Source organism: Butyrivibrio sp. CB08, from assembly GCF_003625485.1.
Taxonomy (GTDB): domain Bacteria; phylum Bacillota; class Clostridia; order Lachnospirales; family Lachnospiraceae; genus Butyrivibrio.
In genome coordinates this window covers 498,864-517,656 of record NZ_RAIR01000002.1, presented here as the reverse complement: position 1 = coordinate 517,656, position 18,793 = coordinate 498,864, and the positions used below count along the sequence as shown (strand labels likewise).

At 43.5% G+C, this 18,793-nt stretch carries 13 protein-coding genes; 7 read left to right on the top strand and 6 right to left on the bottom strand.

The window, feature by feature from the left end; all coding sequences use genetic code 11:
• Positions 1 to 45 precede the first annotated feature (45 nt).
• Entirely contained in the window at positions 46 to 345 is a 300-nt protein-coding gene (locus D6855_RS05855) for a hypothetical protein (protein ID WP_120738996.1), read from the top strand.
• Positions 346 to 528: 183 nt separating this feature from the next.
• Here the strand turns inward: D6855_RS05855 and gmtX are convergent, their stop codons facing one another.
• From gmtX to gmtY, 3 genes are read right to left on the bottom strand one after another with little or no spacing between them, the layout of a single operon-like run.
• Complete coding sequence (gene gmtX / locus D6855_RS05850; protein WP_120738994.1) at positions 529 to 1,179, bottom strand: gamma-mobile-trio protein GmtX; 651 nt, start codon at positions 1,177 to 1,179, stop codon at positions 529 to 531.
• Between the two features lie 16 nt (positions 1,180 to 1,195).
• Complete coding sequence (gmtZ, locus tag D6855_RS05845) at positions 1,196 to 3,928, bottom strand: gamma-mobile-trio integrase GmtZ (RefSeq protein ID WP_120738991.1); 2,733 nt, start codon at positions 3,926 to 3,928, stop codon at positions 1,196 to 1,198.
• A 3-nt stretch (positions 3,929 to 3,931) separates the two neighbouring features.
• The gene (gene gmtY / locus D6855_RS05840) at positions 3,932 to 5,419 is read right to left on the bottom strand and encodes a gamma-mobile-trio recombinase GmtY (protein ID WP_120738990.1); all 1,488 of its coding nucleotides are present in this window, start codon (positions 5,417 to 5,419) and stop codon (positions 3,932 to 3,934) included.
• A 211-nt stretch (positions 5,420 to 5,630) separates the two neighbouring features.
• Here gmtY and D6855_RS05835 point away from each other — a divergent pair, with 211 nt between their 5' ends.
• The 5 genes from D6855_RS05835 (at position 5,631) to leuS (ending at position 14,018) form a co-directional block, all read left to right on the top strand.
• Entirely contained in the window at positions 5,631 to 6,569 is a 939-nt protein-coding gene (locus D6855_RS05835; RefSeq protein WP_120738988.1) for an AEC family transporter, read from the top strand.
• A gap of 9 nt (positions 6,570 to 6,578) precedes the next feature.
• Positions 6,579 to 7,499: an AEC family transporter gene (locus tag D6855_RS05830; protein WP_120738986.1), complete on the top strand. Its 921-nt coding sequence runs from the start codon at positions 6,579 to 6,581 to the stop codon at positions 7,497 to 7,499.
• 367 nt (positions 7,500 to 7,866) lie between these two features.
• Positions 7,867 to 9,645, top strand: a complete 1,779-nt coding sequence (locus tag D6855_RS05825; RefSeq protein ID WP_120738984.1) for an ABC transporter ATP-binding protein — start codon at positions 7,867 to 7,869, stop codon at positions 9,643 to 9,645.
• A gap of 56 nt (positions 9,646 to 9,701) precedes the next feature.
• Positions 9,702 to 11,486, top strand: coding sequence for an ABC transporter ATP-binding protein (locus D6855_RS05820; protein ID WP_120738982.1), 1,785 nt, complete (start codon positions 9,702 to 9,704; stop codon positions 11,484 to 11,486).
• Between the two features lie 102 nt (positions 11,487 to 11,588).
• Positions 11,589 to 14,018 (top strand): leucine--tRNA ligase, encoded by a 2,430-nt coding sequence (leuS, locus tag D6855_RS05815; protein WP_120738980.1) that lies wholly within the window; start codon positions 11,589 to 11,591, stop codon positions 14,016 to 14,018.
• Between the two features lie 70 nt (positions 14,019 to 14,088).
• Here the strand turns inward: leuS and D6855_RS05810 are convergent, their stop codons facing one another.
• The 3 genes from D6855_RS05810 to D6855_RS05800 are packed head-to-tail and all read right to left on the bottom strand — an operon-like array spanning position 14,089 to position 16,978.
• Positions 14,089 to 14,775: a DUF4956 domain-containing protein gene (locus D6855_RS05810; RefSeq protein WP_120738978.1), complete on the bottom strand. Its 687-nt coding sequence runs from the start codon at positions 14,773 to 14,775 to the stop codon at positions 14,089 to 14,091.
• Between the two features lie 30 nt (positions 14,776 to 14,805).
• Positions 14,806 to 15,564, bottom strand: a complete 759-nt coding sequence (locus D6855_RS05805) for a polyphosphate polymerase domain-containing protein (protein WP_120738976.1) — start codon at positions 15,562 to 15,564, stop codon at positions 14,806 to 14,808.
• Positions 15,551 to 16,978, bottom strand: coding sequence for a carbohydrate-binding domain-containing protein (locus tag D6855_RS05800; protein ID WP_120738974.1), 1,428 nt, complete (start codon positions 16,976 to 16,978; stop codon positions 15,551 to 15,553). The genes D6855_RS05805 and D6855_RS05800 overlap by 14 nt, the downstream gene beginning before the upstream one ends.
• A 213-nt stretch (positions 16,979 to 17,191) precedes the next feature.
• Between D6855_RS05800 and D6855_RS05795 the strand changes: the two genes are divergently transcribed.
• Complete coding sequence (locus tag D6855_RS05795) at positions 17,192 to 18,739, top strand: sodium:solute symporter family protein (protein WP_120738972.1); 1,548 nt, start codon at positions 17,192 to 17,194, stop codon at positions 18,737 to 18,739.
• The last annotated feature ends 54 nt before the right edge of the window (positions 18,740 to 18,793 follow it).

Genomic DNA, 18,793 nt, shown 5'->3' with positions numbered 1-18,793 from the left:
ATTTAGTAGAGATATATATTTTATTGTGGGAAGCGAGGTGTGACTATGTATATTTCAATGCAGTGTTCCGACAACAGTGGAATGCTGAATACTGAGATATGTACCTTCTATGGTATCAGGTATGTTCCCAGATTCAGATCCGCAGTTATATCTACAGAGCATATGAATCATGACTACGTTATTCCCATGACACCTCAGGACTATGAGGCAGCAGTTAAGCAGATTGGTGACGCCATGAAGGCTCACGCCACCATGATCGTTATTGAAAAGGGCATTGTCTGCAGAGGCCGAAAGGGTGAGATCAGAAATGTTGAGCCCCAGAAGCTTACAATTGTGGCCGTTTAAACTCAGTAAAAATAATCAAGATTTAGAGAGCTCCAGACCTAGTGAATATAAGGTAAATAGTATAATAAATATCAATAAAGCCTTATATTAAGCGGAAAATAGTTTGATTACATATAATCAAACTATATAATCAAACTAAAAGAGCATCTATAACTTTATGGTTATAAATGCTCTTTTTTTTGACTATAATTCTTCAAGTATCTTCTTTATAGCCGTAACATATCCGGTTTTATATACTGGATATCCCTTTTCCTTAACTCGTCCCTGCTCGTCAGCAGTCCAGCCACGTTCCTTGAAAAATCTCTCAGAAACAGCATCCCTTAAAGCGTTGATCTCCGTTTCGGTCAGATCATCAAGTGCTGATACTACAACCGCATCGGAGTTTGGAGAAGTGGCGTTTTTCTGATTACGCATATCTATGGTGATGCAGGTCTGATTCTTGAGCATGTTGTTTTCGTTTTTGAGCTTCTTGTTTTCAGCAATTATCATGCCTACAAGAGCTTTGACGGTTGGCTCAGAGATCTGTGATAGTATCTCATCGTTAAGCGTTGTTATAGCCTTTTTCTTGGGCTTTTTGGTGGTTGTATTAGAATACTCAGCCCACCTACTGATAAGGAGTCTGTAAGGCTCTGCGTTTTTGTTTCGCAAAGCCTGCTCACTTAAACCTCCTTTATCAGCCATGAGTCCAGCAATAGTACCAAGAGAAAAGTCTTTTACATCTGATTCACTCTGCTTCTTGCACACTTCATGCACAAGAGTGAGTGTTTTCTTCTTTCTGCTTGTAGCGTTCTCACATAGCTGTTCGTATAATTCGTCTGGATGTATATTACTCATTCTATTACCTCTCAAATTAGGCATCATTATTAGTAGATAGAAGCTTTAAAGGTGCGTCATATCTCATGATTTTCAGTTCTTTTTCAAACTCGTTATGAATGCCGATTTCTTCAAGCTTCTTTCTGCCGATAGCGTAGGGAATTGCCTCCTTAAGGCTTCCGGCTCTTTTAATAAGCAGCCTCATAAACTGATTTCCTGCAAGGAGTTGTTCTTCCTCAGACAAGGTGAACATTACTGGCTGCTTTTTGTTGAACAACAGCGTCATGTCTATTATCTGTGACCTTTTTAGTAAAGCCTTACTTGCATCTGTCTCTGGGAACAATTCTGCTCCGTTACATATTGCCTGTAACTGATGCATCTCATCAGCTTCTGCTTCAAGTAGAAAACCAACATCTTGAACTGTTCCAACAGGTACAAGCTGCGTTGAGTTTGAATCATTGTCGTTACCACTTTTGGATATTTTTTGGCACTTATCAATAAGCCTGAGTGTAGCGTTTAGATTGTTTGCTATATCATCACCCTTTTGTAGTTCCTGTTGTAAGAGCTGTTCATACTTAAGGAGGTCTTCGTACTGTTCAAAGATCTCCCCATGCTGTTCAGCTTCGTATTTACTGTTTTCCAGTTCCTCAGTTTCGTTCTGATACCTGGTAACTCTTTTGGATGTTTCAGCCATCTCATAACTTAATACATTGAAATGATTTACAAGTCCCGGTAGGAAGGCGGGGCCTGTGATAAACCATCTGCAACGGACACAGTTATGAGCAGGATATCCCTGCACTGGGCCGTATGTTACCTTATCAGTATCATCATTTACATAAGTTCCGCCTGTATCACATCCAAAGCAGCCTTTAGGGCATATTCCTTTGTCCGACATAACAATGCTTGCCTTTGACTTTTGAGCGTTTAAGACAGCATCATACGCAGCCGTATCATTAACAGCAGTGCCTATTTCTAATTGCTTATACTTTGCGTCTCTGATAAACCTCTCAAATGATTCCTGATCCTGCTTTAGTATCTCTGTATCGGCTTTTTTCATGGTATCGGTGATGTAGGAGATACCCATTTTTGTGTAATACAGAGTCATTACAAGTCTTGCATGACCTGCTATGCACTTGGAAAGAACAGGCATGGGTACACCGCCTTCAAGAGCAAATGCTGTGATAAGAGATACTCGAAGCGAATGAAGTGGATAATAAGTAGTTTCGTCTGAATCATCATGAACAAACTTTAGATTTTGTTCAGCTTCGGTAGTTGCATTCTTATTTACTTTTTGTTCAAGACATTGGAGCAGTTTGTACCATAAAGGTTTTTCTAATGCATGCCATCTTAATGGTAGATGTTTGTTTTCACTTGCAGCATCTCTAAACAGGAAAGCAGCCGTTCCCATAGCTTTTAGGATTCCTATGTCTTTTGTGTGTCCTAATTGATTTACTGTCAATTCAGTCCATGCAGTAGGTCTTGAGATAGGATTGTACTTTTGCTGCCAGTCTCTTAACTTTGCGAGCCAATACTGCATTTCCTCATACTGCCATGGCATGTTGTAGCCTTTATCAGCTTCATCTTTATTGATGTCCGCAGTTTTGTTGGTATTGATAAAAAAACCTGTCATTTCGAGGTTTGTTGTAGGATCAATAAACTTTCTCAAAACACCTTTTTCACAAGGCTTTCTTTCGGTTCCCTGTGATAAAGGAGAATCGTTTATAACCCATTCACCATATTTATACTTATCCTTCTGAATATATTTGAAAGTATCCATTTCACCGCTATCAAGCATTCTTGCCTGGTATGTACGGATTGGAAGCATCAGCTTTGTCAATAAGCAGATAGTTCTTGCAGGACACCACATTTCGTAAACATATTCGCTATAGCCTTTGTTTTTTATCTCATAAGGTGATGCTTTTCTTTTTCTGAAAACACAGTCAGGATCATTTTTATCAATCAAGTGTCTGTCAACGATGAACCAATCGCCACCCTTTGCTTTTGAATCTGTAAGCTCCTGCGCGAGTGTCAAGTCTCTAAAGTGCGTTGCATCAGAAGGAACAAGGAGATTGCGAAGTTCCTTTATATAGCGATAAGGCAGTACATTCTTATCTGATTCACTTTTGTTAGAACGTTCTATATGGTCTGGCAGATACTGCTCTAATGGATTGTGAAACTCAGCAGGTATTAGCTTCTTGCCATAATCATCTTCAACAGAAAACTTTTCTTCAAGTATCCAGTCGATAAAAGCAACGAGCTTTTTAGCATCTAACAAGGCAGTGCGTTGGCTTTCTCGTTCAGAAAAAATAATCTCGTAGAAATCGGGTATTTCATAGGTTTTTGAAACAAATTCTTGAACAGAGCGTGTCAGATTCATTGCTATTATGTATTTTTTAAAGAAGCTGGATAAAGCATTTAATGCTAGTGATTTTGCTCTAACAACTGTTTTTATCCATTCCTCAGTATAAGCTTCCCATTCGGCAAGGTTGGGATCATATTCCAGTAGCCATTCAAAGCTCTCATTTGTAGTTGTTCCGTGCTGGCGAATTTGAAGTTCGCGCTTCTTTGCAGATTCCTGTAGCCTTTCAAGCCAAGCGTAATCTTTAGGTGTGAGTTTATCTCCTTTAAACGGGCCGTTTTCAGCAAAAGAGCGAAGCCAATTCATTGATGTTGAAGGTCTAATGCCATATTCGCGCTGGATATCACTGGTTGTTTTGCCGTTACACATCTCCTCAATGATCTTATATTTTGTCTTGTTATCATATGCCATAACTTATTTCTTCCCCATTATGTATTTCTTAGTGATTTTCTTTTCTTCCTCATACCATGAATCTATCTCTGTCTTCATCGGAAGCGCTATGCCGCGTTCCAACGAGCTTGTAGCTTGACTGAGCGCACTTGTGACCTCTGTAACTGTAGGCTCAGTATAAACATTCTGTGATTCTTCTGACTTATGGTGCATAGCAACCTGTCGCACTTTCTTGTCTATGCCTGCATTCTTCATCCTTTGACCATAAGAATGTCTGTGACCATGATTACTGGTTCCATTAAACTTTGATACTTCAAGCCCTATTGCTTCGCAGGCTTTGTTGTGAGCTTCTGTCTGTGTTCTGACAGGCATCATCTCACCCAGATATCTTGGATCAAATGACACAAACGCAAACGGATGGGTGTCCTTAATGCCATATCTGATTCGCTGCTGCAAATACTTTTTCCATACATACATGAACACGTAGCCAGCTTCTCTTGGAAACCAATATACATTCATGTACATATTGTCCTCATCATCAAGTCTTGGATTCTTCCATCCTGCAAACCTCTTGTTGGAAGAAGCGTACTGATTACGTGGTATAAGGCCATATTTTAGTTTCAGATATGAAGCCCTGTCTGTTACATATTTGCCTGTATTTGGATTTTTGAAATCAAGAGGAGCTTTCCCCTCTGATGGATGGTATATCCGTACTATTGCCATATCCGGATCTTCTGGATCAGGGATAACATCCTGTACCCACAAATGAAAAGGCTCACTATGACGCAGACCTCCGTAGTGCATAAGTATAGTGATTGCTATGTCTCTCCAGTTATAACCATCTATCAGATCCAATTCATAGCCCTTGCGTGTTTTCTTAAAGCCTTCTCTAAGTAGCTTTTCTATTTTGTCCTCTGGAAAAGCCTTTGTGCCATTTCTCACCGCATAAGGGTTTTTGTGGGTTACAACATTTCTTACTGTTTTAGCTGTTTCAGAAATGTCATGGATATCATCAAGGTGTCCCAAGAATGAGCGCTCACTTCTGTTGATCAGAGCCATATATTTAAGACGTTCCTCATACCTTGTGGCTTCTCTCCAAGGATTAAGCTGTTCCGTCTTGTAGTTGATATACAGCCAGTCTGAGAAGTCACTTAATGATGATAGTAGGGTAGTAGCTGTCTGTGCTTTTTTAGGAAGCCAGTATAATCCCGAAGGATCATTCCCTTCTTCATCGATAGTGCCTGAATATATCGCTTCTGCAAACAGCTCAAAGAAGTCTTTAGCAGATACATAGTTGTTGGGATTGGCATTCATGTAATCAAATAGCAGCCCAACAGCCTGTATGAGCTTATTATGCCAAGTCCTACTCTTATGGCTATACTTGATCTGATAGCGCAGTAGCTGTTCAAATATCTGCGTCTCTCCGTCTTGCTCTATCAAAAGAGATGGCAGCTCTATGTACCTGGCTGAATTATCTCTGTATGTCTTTGTATATACCTTTACATAATTCATCTGTTATCCATCCATAAAGATTGATTATCATATTATATATATTACCATATTCCATATATTATGTATATATAAAAAAGGTACTATATCTTGATAATATAGTACCTTTATACATAGTTTGATTATAAAAATATTACCTTATATAGACCTAGTCTGGGGCTCTTTTGTATGGTATAACTATTAGAAAGTTTTTTGGAAGATCGGGAGGAGAGGTATGGAAAACCTCATTATTGCTACAAATGCGGTTGTACCATTTATGGTTTACATCTTGATTGGTATGATCGCCAACAAGACAGGTCTTGTAAAAGAGTCATTTCTTAGGGAACTCAACGGAGTTATCTTCAGAGTCTTTTTCCCATTTATCATGTTTAATAACCTGTACAAGGCAGATTTTAGCACCATGTCAGGAGCTTCCTATGTGCTATTTGCCATAGTGGCTACAACTGCGGTCGCAGCCCTTGCTTTTTTCCTTGTTCCAGTCTTTGTTAAGGACAACAAGAGGCGAGGTGTTATCAGCATGGACATATTCAGGAGTAATTCCGTGCTCTTTGCTCTTCCTCTTGCAGCCAATGTACTTGGTGATGAAGCCAGTGCCAAGGCCAGTATTCTTGTGGCATTTCTTGTTCCCATGTACAACATCTTTTCTGTTATTGTTCTGGAGTATTACAGAGGTGGCAAGGTCTCAGCTTCTGTCATTACCAAAAATATTTTGAAGAACCCGCTTATTGTGGGCGCTATTGCAGGTGCCATCTTTAACATGCTCCCGATAACCATGCCGCAGGCTCTGGCAAATCCAATCGCCCAGCTCTCAGGTCTTGCAACACCAATGGCTCTGTTTGTTCTTGGTGGAACCCTTAAGTTTTCTAACCTTAAAAAGAACGCCCTTGCTATTACGGCGGTTACAACAACCAAGCTCATTGTGGTCCCGGCCATCATTGCATTTATCATGGCGCAGCTTCACTATGGTCCGGTTGAATTCTTTTCAGTGTTTGCGATGTTCGCAACCTCAGTGGCAGCAGCCTCATTCCCCATGGCCCAGAGCATGGACGCAGACGCAGATCTTGCGGGAGAGATAGTGGTTGTAACTACGCTGTGTTCCATAGTTACGATCTTTACCTGGATAATTGTTCTTAAGAATTTTGGTCTTATTTAAGGAGTTTATATGGTTTTAGTACAGCAGATGATAGTTCTTTTTGTCATGATAGGTATTGGCTTTGTCTGTGGCAAAAAGAAATTCATAACAAACGAATTTGCCAGGAACCTCTCGTGGCTTGTAGTAAATGTGGCAACACCAGCCATGATCCTGGCTGCGGGAATGAATGAAGAGAGTGCCATAAGGGGATCTGACCTTGCTTTTGCATTTTTGCTGACAGGTTTTGTGTACGCATTTTTGATCGCTGTATCTTTTGTGCTTTTGCCACTTGTAAGAGTTCCTTCTGAGGATAAGAGTGTCTACAGGGTGATGACCATCTTCACCAACATAGGATTTATGGGGCTTCCGATCCTTCAGGCGGCTTACGGAGACGAAGCTGTTCTGTACGGATCTCTTTTCCAGTTCCCATTTAATTTCCTGATCTACACCTACGGAATCGCAGCTCTTCGCGGAGAAAGCGCCTTCAAGGGAGGACTTAAGTTTTCAAAGTTTTTGAATGCTGGGATCATTTCCTGCCTGATATCACTGACCATCTATATTGCCCACATTCCAATGCCAAGCTTTATTGTCAGCAGTGCCAGGAGTCTTGGCAGCGTGGCTGCTCCTCTTAGCATGATGGTAATAGGACAGTCACTGACTCAGATCGATCTAAAAGAGATGCTTAGCGATGTGAGACTCTGGCTCTTTTCTCTTATCAAGCTGACTATTGTTCCGGCTATCGGAATCTTCCTCCTTGGCCTTTTCGTCAGGGACAAGATGCTTCTTCAGGTCTGCTTCATTATGCTTGCAACCCCAATAGCCAGCATGTGCGCCATGCTTCCCCAGCAGTACGGAGGCAACTACAAACTGGCCGCCAAGGGCGTGGCCCTGTCCACACTCCTTAGTGTGGTAACTATCCCCCTGGTATCATTTTTTTTCTTTTCTTGTTGACAATAATGATCAATTAGGCTTATTGTATTGACAGTAACAAAAACAAATTTACGAAAGGAGGTAAACACAATGGCAATTATGAAAATGAGAAGCAACGTGAACGTGCTACATAGGGATATTGTGGTTACCTCGCTGGAGTTTGCTTGATATAAGTGTACTCGTGTGTATTAACAGCGTGGTTTCCACATGTGGAGATCACGCTATTTTTATATCTGCAGATAGATAAGGCGCCAGACTGCGGGCATAATGATGCGATAGGATCTCCATAGGATTTCCTATCGTTTTTTGTTTCCGAAAATGACATCTATTGGTTTTGCATCAGCGCAGAGGGGATTACATACTGCGCAGTGAGAGGACGTGAAAAGTAATGAAAAAGTACATAATCAAAAACTGGTGGAGATACACCATCGGAGGGATCTGTCTTGTGTGCAGTACCCTGGTGGACATTCTCGTACCATTTATCACTCTTTCCATGGTTGATGATGTAATCGTGGGAGGAAATATGGAGATATTCAGAAGGGACATCCTGCTGTTTGCAGCAGCTGGTCTTGGAAGGGCTTTTTTCCAGTTTGTAAAAGAGTTCCTGTGCGATATGTCCGGATGCCGCGTGGCTTCTGGCCTTCGTAAGGATATGATGAAGCATATCTTCTCCCTTCACAAAGGATATTTTGACAAGACAAACACAGGCGAACTTATGGCAAGGGTCAAGGACGACGCCGGATCAGTATGGGATCTTACAGGATTTGTGGGAATGCTCATGACTGAAGCTACAGTTTACTTTTTCGGAGTCATCGTGTGTATGCTGACTCTCAACTGGAAGCTGAGCCTTGTACCACTGGTATTCATGCCACCACTTGCTTATATAGCTCTTCACCTTGAGAAGAAGCTTGATAAGGACTACGACGACATCAGTGAAAAGAACGCTGCTCTCACCAAGGTGGTTGAGGAGAATATTTCAGGAGTCAGGACAGTTAAGGCTTTCTCAGCTGAAGGCTCAGAGCTTAAGAAGTTCGACGAAAAGAATGAGGCCTACGCAGATGCCAACAAGAAGTTTGCGTCAGACCTGGCGGATACAGATCCGCTCCTTGAAGTTATTCCAAAGATCATGCAGACCTTTGTGGTAGCCATCGGCGGATATGCAGCGATCAAGGGAAGTATCACATATGGAACACTGGTTGCATTTGTTTCTTACTCATTGAGCATTGTGTGGCCTATTGAAAACCTTGGCTGGATGCTGTCTCTTATTTCTCAGGGACTGGCTGGCTACAAGAAGATCAACAAGGTTCTTAAGACTGAGGCACAGATCACAGACCCTAAGATCAAGGCCCGTGTTATTTCAGAGAAGGCTCTGGAAAAAGAGCTTTCCGATGCCTATCACGGATATACTGGCAGAAAGGGCGAGCTCTCCTTTGAGGATGTAAGCTTCGAGATGGAAGGAAAGAAGATCCTTAAGGACGTTTCTTTTACCATTCCAAAGGGAAAGACCTTAGGAATCATGGGAGCTACCGGAGCTGGAAAGAGCACCATCGTAAACCTCATCGAGAGATTCTACGACGCATCAGAAGGTTCCATCAAGATCGGTGGAAAAGACATAAAGAGAATGACTCTTGCAGATGTAAGGGCCTTCTCATCAGTGGTAACTCAGGATGTATTTCTTTTCTCTGATACCATCACTGAAAATGTGAGACTTGGAAGCAAGGACAGCATGGACGAGCACACAGTAAGGGCTGCTATAAAGAGCGCTCACGCTACTGAGTTCGTTGAGAAGATCACAGATAACTACGATGCGGTCATCGGAGAGAGGGGAATTGGTCTTTCAGGCGGTCAGAAGCAGAGGCTTTCAATTGCGAGAGCTCTTGCCAAGACAGCGGACCTGCTTATCCTTGACGATTCAACATCAGCCCTTGATATGGAGACTGAGGCTGCGATTCAGAAAGAGCTCCAGGAAAAGAAGGACATGAGCAAGATCATCATCGGCCACAGAATTTCTTCTGTTAAGGACGCCGACGAGATCATCGTACTTGAGAACGGAGCGGTAAAAGAGAGAGGAACCCACGCAGAGCTTATCGCAAGAAGGGGACTTTACTACAGCACCTACGAAGCTCAGTATGGTGACTACCGAAACGCCATGGCTGCAGGCGAATAATTTGCAGCCACATGTAACAGGCAACTTGTTTAAGGCTAAAAAGGAGGTGCGTGAAATTGGCTATTAACAGCACCAGAGAAGATGAAGAATTAAAGGAGACCCTAAAGCTTGATGTCCTTAAGAGGCTTCTTGCTAACCTCCTTGAATATAAGGGGAAGATCGTAGCTGTTACGCTGCTGATCCTTGTGACTGTAGCAATATCAACTGTTTATCCCCTTTTGATTGAAAAAGTAATTGACGACGAGATCTTCAATGGAAATGTAAAGGGACTCTTTATCATGGCAGGAGTCATGATAGTCCTGGCACTTTTAAGCTACGGCGCTAACAGGATCTGGAGGCGCATGATGGCTGATATCTCAAACAACATGATCATGAACATCAGAAGAAAGCTCTACATCCACATTCAGGAGCTGGGAGTAGACTTTTTTGACCAGAGACCTTCAGGCAAGATCCTGGCAAGAGTTACAGGTGATGTAAATGCGCTAAAAGAGGTACTCTCAAGCACAGTTACAAACCTGGTTCCTGAGGCTGTGAGCCTTGTGGTGATCCTGACTATCATGATCATCAAGAGCCCAGTGCTGTCACTTTCAGCGGCAGTAGCTATCCCGATCATCATGTGTGGTCTGTATTTCTGTGAGATATTAGCCCACAAGAGATGGCAGAAGTGGAAAAAGAAAGACTCCAACATGACAGCTTTTATCCACGAGGGAATTGAGGGTGTGTCTGTAATCCAGAGCTTTAACGCGCAGGAGGAGGCAAACAAAGAATTTGACAGCATTGTTGATGAGGTTATCCATGCCTTCAGATCTGCGGTAGTTATCACAGACCTGTACAGCCCAACTATTGAAATAGCTGGCGGACTTGGAACAGCTACCTTGTACTACCTGGCTGTGACAAAACTTGGCGTAACTGCAGAGTCTATCGGTACTCTTTCAGCATACGTTCTGTACCTTGGCATGTTCTTTAATCCCATCAGAAATCTGGCTAACTATTACAACAAGCTGATAACAAACCTTTCATCAGCTGAGCGTGTTTATGAGATCATGGACATGGAGCCCCTGGTTAAGGATGGAGTAAAGGCTATCGACATTCCTGAGATCGAGGGAAATGTTGAGTTTGACAACGTGACCTTTGCTTATCCCGATGAGCCTGATGTAGATATCTTAAAGGACGTAAGCTTTAAGGCTAAGAAGGGCGAGACCATTGCACTGGTTGGACCTACTGGCGCAGGAAAGACCACAATCGTAAGCCTTATCAGCCGCTTCTACAACACCAAGGGCGGAAGAGTTTTAGTTGATGGATACGATATCAGCAAAGTTACAATCCAGTCACTTAGAAGTCAGCTTGGAATCATGACCCAGGACAACTATCTCTTTTCCGGAACCATAAGAGACAACATCAAGTACGGAAGACCAGATGCTACGGATGAAGAGATGATTGCAGCAGCAAAGGCTGTTCATGCCCATGACTTTATCGACAAGATGGAGAAGGGCTACGACACTGTTATAACTGAGAGAGGCGGCGGACTTTCAAATGGTCAGAGACAGCTCATCGCCTTTGCGAGAACTCTTTTAACTGATCCTAAGATCCTGATCCTGGATGAAGCTACATCAAGCATCGACACCAAGACAGAGATCCTGGTTCAGAGAGGAATTGAGGAGCTTCTTAAAAAGCGCACTTCATTTGTTGTGGCTCACAGGCTTTCAACCATCAAGAACGCTGACAGGATATTCTTTATCGACGACGGCGGAATCCTTGAGTGGGGCAACCATGAGACTCTGATGGCGAAGAGGGGAGCATATTACAACCTCTATTCATCACAGTTTATAAGCGCCTCATAATCCGCAGATTTTACGTTTGCCGATGAGAAACTGTTATTGTATAATGTATCATTAGTGAGTTTAAGTCACGTGCACTATTTTAATAAGTAGAGGAGCAAAACTATGTCAGAAGTTTATAACCATCATGCGATTGAGAAAAAGTGGCAGGAATACTGGGCGGCCAATGAAACATTCAAGACTGATGTCTGGGATTTTAGTAAGCCTAAATACTACGCACTGGATATGTTCCCATATCCATCAGGAGTAGGCCTTCACGCCGGACACCCAGAGGGCTACACTGCTACAGATATTATGTCTCGTATGAAGCGCATGCAGGGCTATAACGTTTTGCATCCTATGGGATATGACTCTTTTGGACTTCCAGCAGAGCAGTATGCTGTTACAACAGGTAACCATCCTGCTGGATTTACAGAGAAGAACATTGAGACATTCAGTAAGCAGCTTAAGGAGCTTGGATTTGACTATGACTGGTCCAAGATGCTTGCAACAAGTGATCCTAAGTTCTACAAGTGGACACAGTGGATATTCAAAAAGCTCTATGAGGCTGGATATGCCAAGCACATCGACATGCCAGTTAACTGGTGTGAGGAGCTTGGAACAGTTCTTTCTAATGACGAAGTAATCGATGGCAAGTCAGAGCGTGGCGGATACCCAGTTGTTAAGAAGATGATGAAGCAGTGGGTTATCGACCAGCAGGCTTTTGCTGAGGAGCTCCTTGATGGACTTAACGAGATCGACTGGCCAGAGTCAACTAAAGAGATCCAGCGCAACTGGATCGGTAAGTCAACTGGTGTAGAGGTTGATTTCAAGATCGTAGGTGGCGGAGAGTTCTCAATCTTCACAACCTGTATCGAGACAATTTACGGTATCACATTCATGGTACTTGCTCCAGACGGAGAGATAGTTAAGGGTCTTATGGACCGCGTTGAGAATCCTGATGAGGTTCAGGCTTACATCAACGAGACACTTAAGAAGAACGACCTTGATCGTACAGACCTTAACAAGACCAAGTCAGGATGCCCTCTTAAGGGTGTATACTGCATCAACCCTGTAAATGGCAAGGAAGTTCCACTCTTTATCGGAGACTTCGTTCTTGCAAGCTACGGTACTGGTGCTGTTATGGCGGTACCTACTCACGATCAGAGAGACTTTGAGTATGCTGAGGTTCATCACCTTCCTCTTATTCAGGTTATCAATAACACAGAGGGAACAGTTGATGTATCCGGACATGCTTTCGAGAAGCAGGATTACCTTGGCAAGGGCTGCATCCTTATGAATTCTGAAGAGTTCGACGGAATGGTTGTAGAGGATGCCAAGAAGGCTATCACCAAGAAGCTCGTAGATATGGGCGTTGCAAGAGAGAAGGTCAACTATCACTTCCGTGAGTGGATCTTCGCAAGACAGCGTTACTGGGGCGAGCCAGTTCCATGTGTATACAAGGAAGATGGCAGCATTCAGTTCCTTGATGATTCAGAGCTTCCTGTAGTACTTCCTGAGCTTGAGGATTACAAGGGCCACGGCGGTAAGGCTCCACTTGAGAACGCAACAGAGTGGAAACAGTACGACAAGAACGGCCTTAAGGGAACTAGAGAGACATCAACAATGCCAGGTAGTGCCGGATCATCATGGTACTTCCTCAGATATATCGATCCAGACAACGATAAAGAGTTTGCTAATCAGGAACTTCTTAAGCACTGGATGCCAGTAGACCTCTACGTTGGTGGTCCTGAGCACGCTGTTGGACATTTGTTATACTCACGTATCTGGAACCGCTTCCTTTACAACAACGGTCTTTCACCAGTTAAGGAGCCATTCAAGAAGCTCGTACACCAGGGCATGATCCTTGGTGAGAACGGCATCAAGATGGGTAAGCGTTTCCCAGAGTTCGTAGTTAACCCAAGTGACATCGTTCGCGATTACGGCGCTGATACACTTCGTCTCTATGAGATGTTCATGGGACCTCTTGAGGTATCAAAGCCTTGGAACTCAACAGCTGTTACAGGTGCAAGAAAGTTCATCAATCGTGTATATACTTTCTTCACTGAGCCTTCAAACATCACAGCTGAGGGCAATGCAAACCTTGAGAAGGTTTATCACCAGACCGTCAAGAAAGTTACAAGCGACTTCGAGGTTCTTGGATTTAACACAGCTATCGCTCAGATGATGATCTTCGTTAATGCAGTTTACAAGGAGGGCAGCTGCCCTAAAGAGTACGCTGAGAACTTCATCAAGATGTTCTCCTGCATCTGCCCACACGTTGGTGAGGAGATCTGGCAGATCCTTGGACACGAGGGAACAATCGCCTTCGAGCCATGGCCAACTCATGATGAGTCTAAGTGCGTAGAGGATACAGTTGAGATTGCTGTTCAGATCAACGGTAAGGTTAAGGCTACTCTTGCTATCGGCAAGGAAGATCCTAAGGACGAGGTTATCGCCAAGGGTAAAGAGCTCATCGCTGACAAGCTTGATGGCAAGACCATTGTAAAAGAGATCTACGTTCCAGGACGTATCGTCAATATCGTAGTTAAGTAATTACAAATATGAAAACCCAGAACCGGAAATGACCGGCTCTGGGTTTTATTTTATCTATATGTATCATGGATCAGAGTTCTTCAGCTCTTACCATTACAGGTCTTGAACATGTTATCTCTAGATTTCCGTTTCTCTGTCTCATCTCGTCGATCATTCCCTTGGCTGAAGCTTTGGACTTTAATGAGATCTTGTAGGTGAGCTTATACAGGCTTCCCATTCCTGTTGTCTTAACTTCTTCAAGTTCTGCGCGGTCTGTGTAGCGGGCAAAGATATCATCGAAGATACCTTCAAAATCAAGGCTTTCAGGAACAGTGATCTTAAGAGTCTTCTCCTCGTTTCGAACGCCCTTAAAGGACATACCAGAGAGGATGTGGTTAGCCAGGGTGATGATAAGTGTGAAGATCACAGCGATACCGATGTAGCCCATTCCAGTTGCAAGGCCTGCAGCCATAGCAAGGAAGATGCTGGTGATCTCTTTTCCTGAGCCGGGAGCAGAGCGGAAGCGGACCAGTGAGAAGGTTCCTGCAACTGCAATGCCTGCGCCGATGCTGCCATTTACCATCATGATGATCACCTGAACGATGGCAGGCAAAAGAGCTAACGTAATAATGTAGCTTTTTGAATAATTGTTTTTAAGTGTATACATAAAGGCGATGAAGCAGCCGATGATAAGTGAACAGAAAGTTGCGGTGAGGAATGCAGTTCCTGTCATTGTTCCTGTGGTTAAAATGCTATCGAAAATGATATCTGTAGTCATGTTGTTCTCCTTCTATTAAAAATCCATCCATTAAACTGCTCTTTTAAAAGCGGTTATATTGCTGCTTTTAAGAGCCTCGTCTTCTCTATCTCTGTTTCCATACATGTAATCAACATAGCCTCTTCCATATTTGGAAAAGCTTGTCTGTCTGATCTTTAGCTCGTCCAGGATCCTTGCCATCTCCATGGACATGGCGCCAGCAATCTTAAGTTCCATCAGGTGCTGTCCGGGGAGAAGGATGTCTTTTCCCACATTCCCTCTCTTAAGGGACAGGTCGTTAGTTCTCCATCTGATGTTCTTGTCAAAGGTGATCCTAAGCTCCGGGTCGTTAGTTCCCGCCAGAGCTATGCGGTCGTAGGAGATAGCCATGGCTGGCTTTATACCTTTGTAGAACTGGAGGAAATAGTCGATCTCTTTTGAAATCTGGCTTTCCTTTGGCGGCCTGGCGCCATTGTTCAGGTAGGAGAGGGCATCTTCGTAGGACATGGAGATCCTTCTTTTATAAACGATGCCTTTGTATTTCTTCTTGATCTCGATAAAGGCGTTTGAATCATCTTCTGGAGTTCCGTAGGTGCGAAGCCTTAGTTTTTCTTTATACACCGGCTTTTCAAGGGATCTCTCGATGAGATTAAAATACGGGGTGTCATAATATATGTTAAGGATAGACGTTTCGCCGTATCCGTCGATTTTGGCAATGGGCTCAAGTCTTCTCATGAGCTCCTGATACTGCATCTCACTGAGGAGATACTTGGTCTCGATTCTTTCAAATACATCTTTAGTGGCCGCCATTTCTGCCTCCCTTCATGTTGCCATTTGGCATCTGTGGCATGTTCTCTGGGTCGAAGCCTTCCGGCATTTCTGGCATGTTCTCTGGGTCAAAGCCTTCAGGAAGTTCAGGCCTTTCTCCGTTTTCAGGCATCTGGTCATCTCCTGGCATCTGTCCGCCAGGGCCGCCGTTTCCGCCCATACCGCCTCCCATCATCATGGAGTTGGTGATCTCTGTAACTTCTTCGCCGTTTACTGTAACTGTTCCGCCAGTAAGCTTTGCCTCGCCGTCAAAGTCAAAGGCGAACTGGGCTGTGATATCGATTGTTCCGCCGTTGATGTAGAGATTGCCGTTGACGTCAAGAGCGTCTGTATCGCCGCTTCCCATGTCGATGGTAAGATTTCCGCCATTTATCTCGATCACTACGTCGTACTGAGTGCTCTTATTTGAGGCGTTAATTCCATCATCAGTTGCTGTGATATTGATGGTTCCGTCGTTAATCTGAACATAAGTAGCTTCCATGCCCTCAGAGGCGTTTATATCAATTGTTCCGCCATCTATCGTAAGGACTGTTGTTGCCTGGATTCCATCACCTTCTACATCTATGTCGAAGTCTCCTCCGCTGATGTATACGAAGCCTACGCTGTCATCATCTGCGTTTTCACTGTGGAGGGCATCTTTTCCTGACTTTATGGTAAAAGAGCCATCGCTGATTCTAATGGAATCATTTGCCTCAACTGCGTCTTCATCGGAGGTTATGGTGTAGGATCCACCGGTAAACTTGATGTCGTCTTTTCCTGAGATACCGTTTCCTGTTGAAGTGATTGTAAGAGATCCTGTTCCGTTAAATACCAGATCTTCTTTTGAGTAGATGACTGCATCAAGGTTTGTATCACCATCTGCTTCAAAGGTTCCGGATACTGTAAGAGTGTTGTCATCAGTTGTTGTTATGAACACCTTGTCAGCACATTTTATATAGATGGCAGGAGCATCGGTGTTGGTGATGTTTACGCCCTCAAGGACTAGCTGTACTTTTGCTGTGTCATCTGCCTCAACTATTATGGAAGAGTCTTTAGCGGTTCCTTCTATTACGTATACGCCTTCTTCAGTTATGGTGATGTCTTCGCCGCTTTCCAAGGTCATGTAGGTGGCTTCACTTAAATCCGCTTCCTGTTCAAGATCCCTTTCGCTGAACATGTCTGAGGTATCAAGGAGAGTACTACCGTTTGTGGAGGCGCTTTGTGATGAGCTTTCTTGTGTGGTGTCACCTATGGAGCTTGCAAGCTCAGCTGTATCTTCTGGAACTGTCTTGTCCTCGGTGCTGATCACTGCGGCAGCTTCTGACTTTAAGTTTGAAATATCCTGTAGGCTGCATCCGCTAAGTACTATTGTGGCACTGGCAAGGAGTGCTGCCAGAATCTTATGTCTCTTTTTCATATCTTTATCTCACTTTCTTTTTTTGTGGGTTTGTGTTTCTGTTGATGAGGTAATATTAGAATTCCAACCTAAAATGAACTTAAAAGAATTAAGAATAAATTGTGAAGACGTTTATTTCTGGAAAGGGGATGCCAGTTATGATTGACTTTATCACTTAAAAGCGTTAAAATTTAAAGCGTTACAGCGACAAAATTGTTGGAGGGTTAATTAGTTATGATCATCAAGGTATTACTTCTTGTGGTGTTCTTTGCAGTAATGCTCATTATCGGCTTTATCTGCCGCAAGAATTCCACTGACGTCAACGGATTTGTTTTGGGAGGCAGAAGCGTAGGCCCATGGGTTACAGCCTTTGCTTATGGAACATCTTACTTCTCAGCAGTTATCTTCGTAGGATATGCAGGACAGTTCGGTTGGAAATACGGAATTGCTTCTACATGGGTAGGTATTGGAAATGCTCTTATCGGATCACTTCTTGCATGGGTTATCCTGGGCAGAAGAACAAGGATCATGACCCAGCATCTTGATTCAGCTACAATGCCTCAGTTCTTTGCAGCAAGATTTGGTGGAAGATCACTTAAGATCGCAGCATCAATCATTACCTTTATCTTCCTTATTCCTTATACAGCTTCACTTTATAACGGACTTTCAAGACTCTTTGGAATGGCCTTCAATATCGACTATTCAATCTGTGTTATCGTAATGGCAGTTCTTACCGGTATCTACGTTATCGCAGGCGGATACATGGCTACAGCTATAAACGACTTTATCCAGGGCATCATCATGCTGATCGGTATCGTTGCAGTAATTGGAGCAGTACTTGGAAGCCAGGGCGGATTTATCGCAGCTCTTGACGGACTTGCAAGGATCAGCGACGAATCAGTATCAACAACTCCTGGTATCTTCGCTTCATTCTTTGGACCTGATCCACTTAACCTTCTTGGAGTAGTTCTTTTGACATCCCTTGGTACATGGGGACTTCCACAGATGGTACAGAAGTTCTACGCAATTAAGAGTGAGAAAGCAATCTCCAAGGGAACCATCGTATCTACATTCTTTGCATTTGTAGTTGCTGGCGGATGCTACTTCCTTGGCGGCTTCGGAAGACTCTTTTCCGACAGAGTGGACATCGCTACAGGCGGATACGACTCAATCATCCCAGCAATGCTCTCAGGTCTTCCAGATATCCTGATCGCAATCGTTGTGGTACTGGTTCTTTCAGCTTCTATGTCAACACTTTCATCACTGGTTCTTACCAGCTCATCAACTCTTACCCTTGACCTTCTTAAGGGTCACGTTGTTAAGAACATGGATGAAAAGAAGCAGCTCCTTATCATGAGAGCCCTCATCGTAGTATTCGTTGGTATCTCAGTAGTTATCGCCATCATCCAGTACAAGCAGAACGTAACCTTCATCGCTCAGCTCATGGGTGTTTCATGGGGAGCTCTTGCAGGTGCATTCCTTGCTCCATTCCTCTATGGTCTCTACTGGAGAGGAACTTCCAAGGCCGGTGTATGGTGCAGCTTCGTGTTCTCAACAGTTGTTATGCTTCTTAACATGCTTGTAAGACCAAGCTTCCCAGTACTTCTTCAGTCACCTATCAACGCTGGTGCTTTCTGCATGATCGCAGGACTTATCATCGTACCTGCTGTATCACTCTTTACAAGCAAGCCTGACAAGGCCCTTGTGGACGGAGCATTTGCCTGCTACGAAAAAGAGGTCATGGTACACCAGAGCACATCTCTTGCCGACGACGAAGAGTAATATCTGGCCCCAGCAGCGCCGCCACTATATCTTCCCGTTTTCTCACTACCTGCA

Bases quoted from the DNA above. Each gene is read 5' to 3' on its own strand.
- D6855_RS05855 (WP_120738996.1), top strand. From the start codon at position 46: ATGTATATTTCAATGCAGTGTTCCGACAACAGTGGAATGCTGAATACT.
- gmtX (WP_120738994.1), bottom strand. From the start codon at position 1,179: ATGAGTAATATACATCCAGACGAATTATACGAACAGCTATGTGAGAAC.
- gmtZ (WP_120738991.1), bottom strand. From the start codon at position 3,928: ATGGCATATGATAACAAGACAAAATATAAGATCATTGAGGAGATGTGT.
- gmtY (WP_120738990.1), bottom strand. From the start codon at position 5,419: ATGAATTATGTAAAGGTATATACAAAGACATACAGAGATAATTCAGCC.
- D6855_RS05835 (WP_120738988.1), top strand. From the start codon at position 5,631: ATGGAAAACCTCATTATTGCTACAAATGCGGTTGTACCATTTATGGTT.
- D6855_RS05830 (WP_120738986.1), top strand. From the start codon at position 6,579: ATGGTTTTAGTACAGCAGATGATAGTTCTTTTTGTCATGATAGGTATT.
- D6855_RS05825 (WP_120738984.1), top strand. From the start codon at position 7,867: ATGAAAAAGTACATAATCAAAAACTGGTGGAGATACACCATCGGAGGG.
- leuS (WP_120738980.1), top strand. From the start codon at position 11,589: ATGTCAGAAGTTTATAACCATCATGCGATTGAGAAAAAGTGGCAGGAA.
- D6855_RS05810 (WP_120738978.1), bottom strand. From the start codon at position 14,775: ATGACTACAGATATCATTTTCGATAGCATTTTAACCACAGGAACAATG.
- D6855_RS05805 (WP_120738976.1), bottom strand. From the start codon at position 15,564: ATGGCGGCCACTAAAGATGTATTTGAAAGAATCGAGACCAAGTATCTC.
- D6855_RS05800 (WP_120738974.1), bottom strand. From the start codon at position 16,978: ATGAAAAAGAGACATAAGATTCTGGCAGCACTCCTTGCCAGTGCCACA.
- D6855_RS05795 (WP_120738972.1), top strand. From the start codon at position 17,192: ATGATCATCAAGGTATTACTTCTTGTGGTGTTCTTTGCAGTAATGCTC.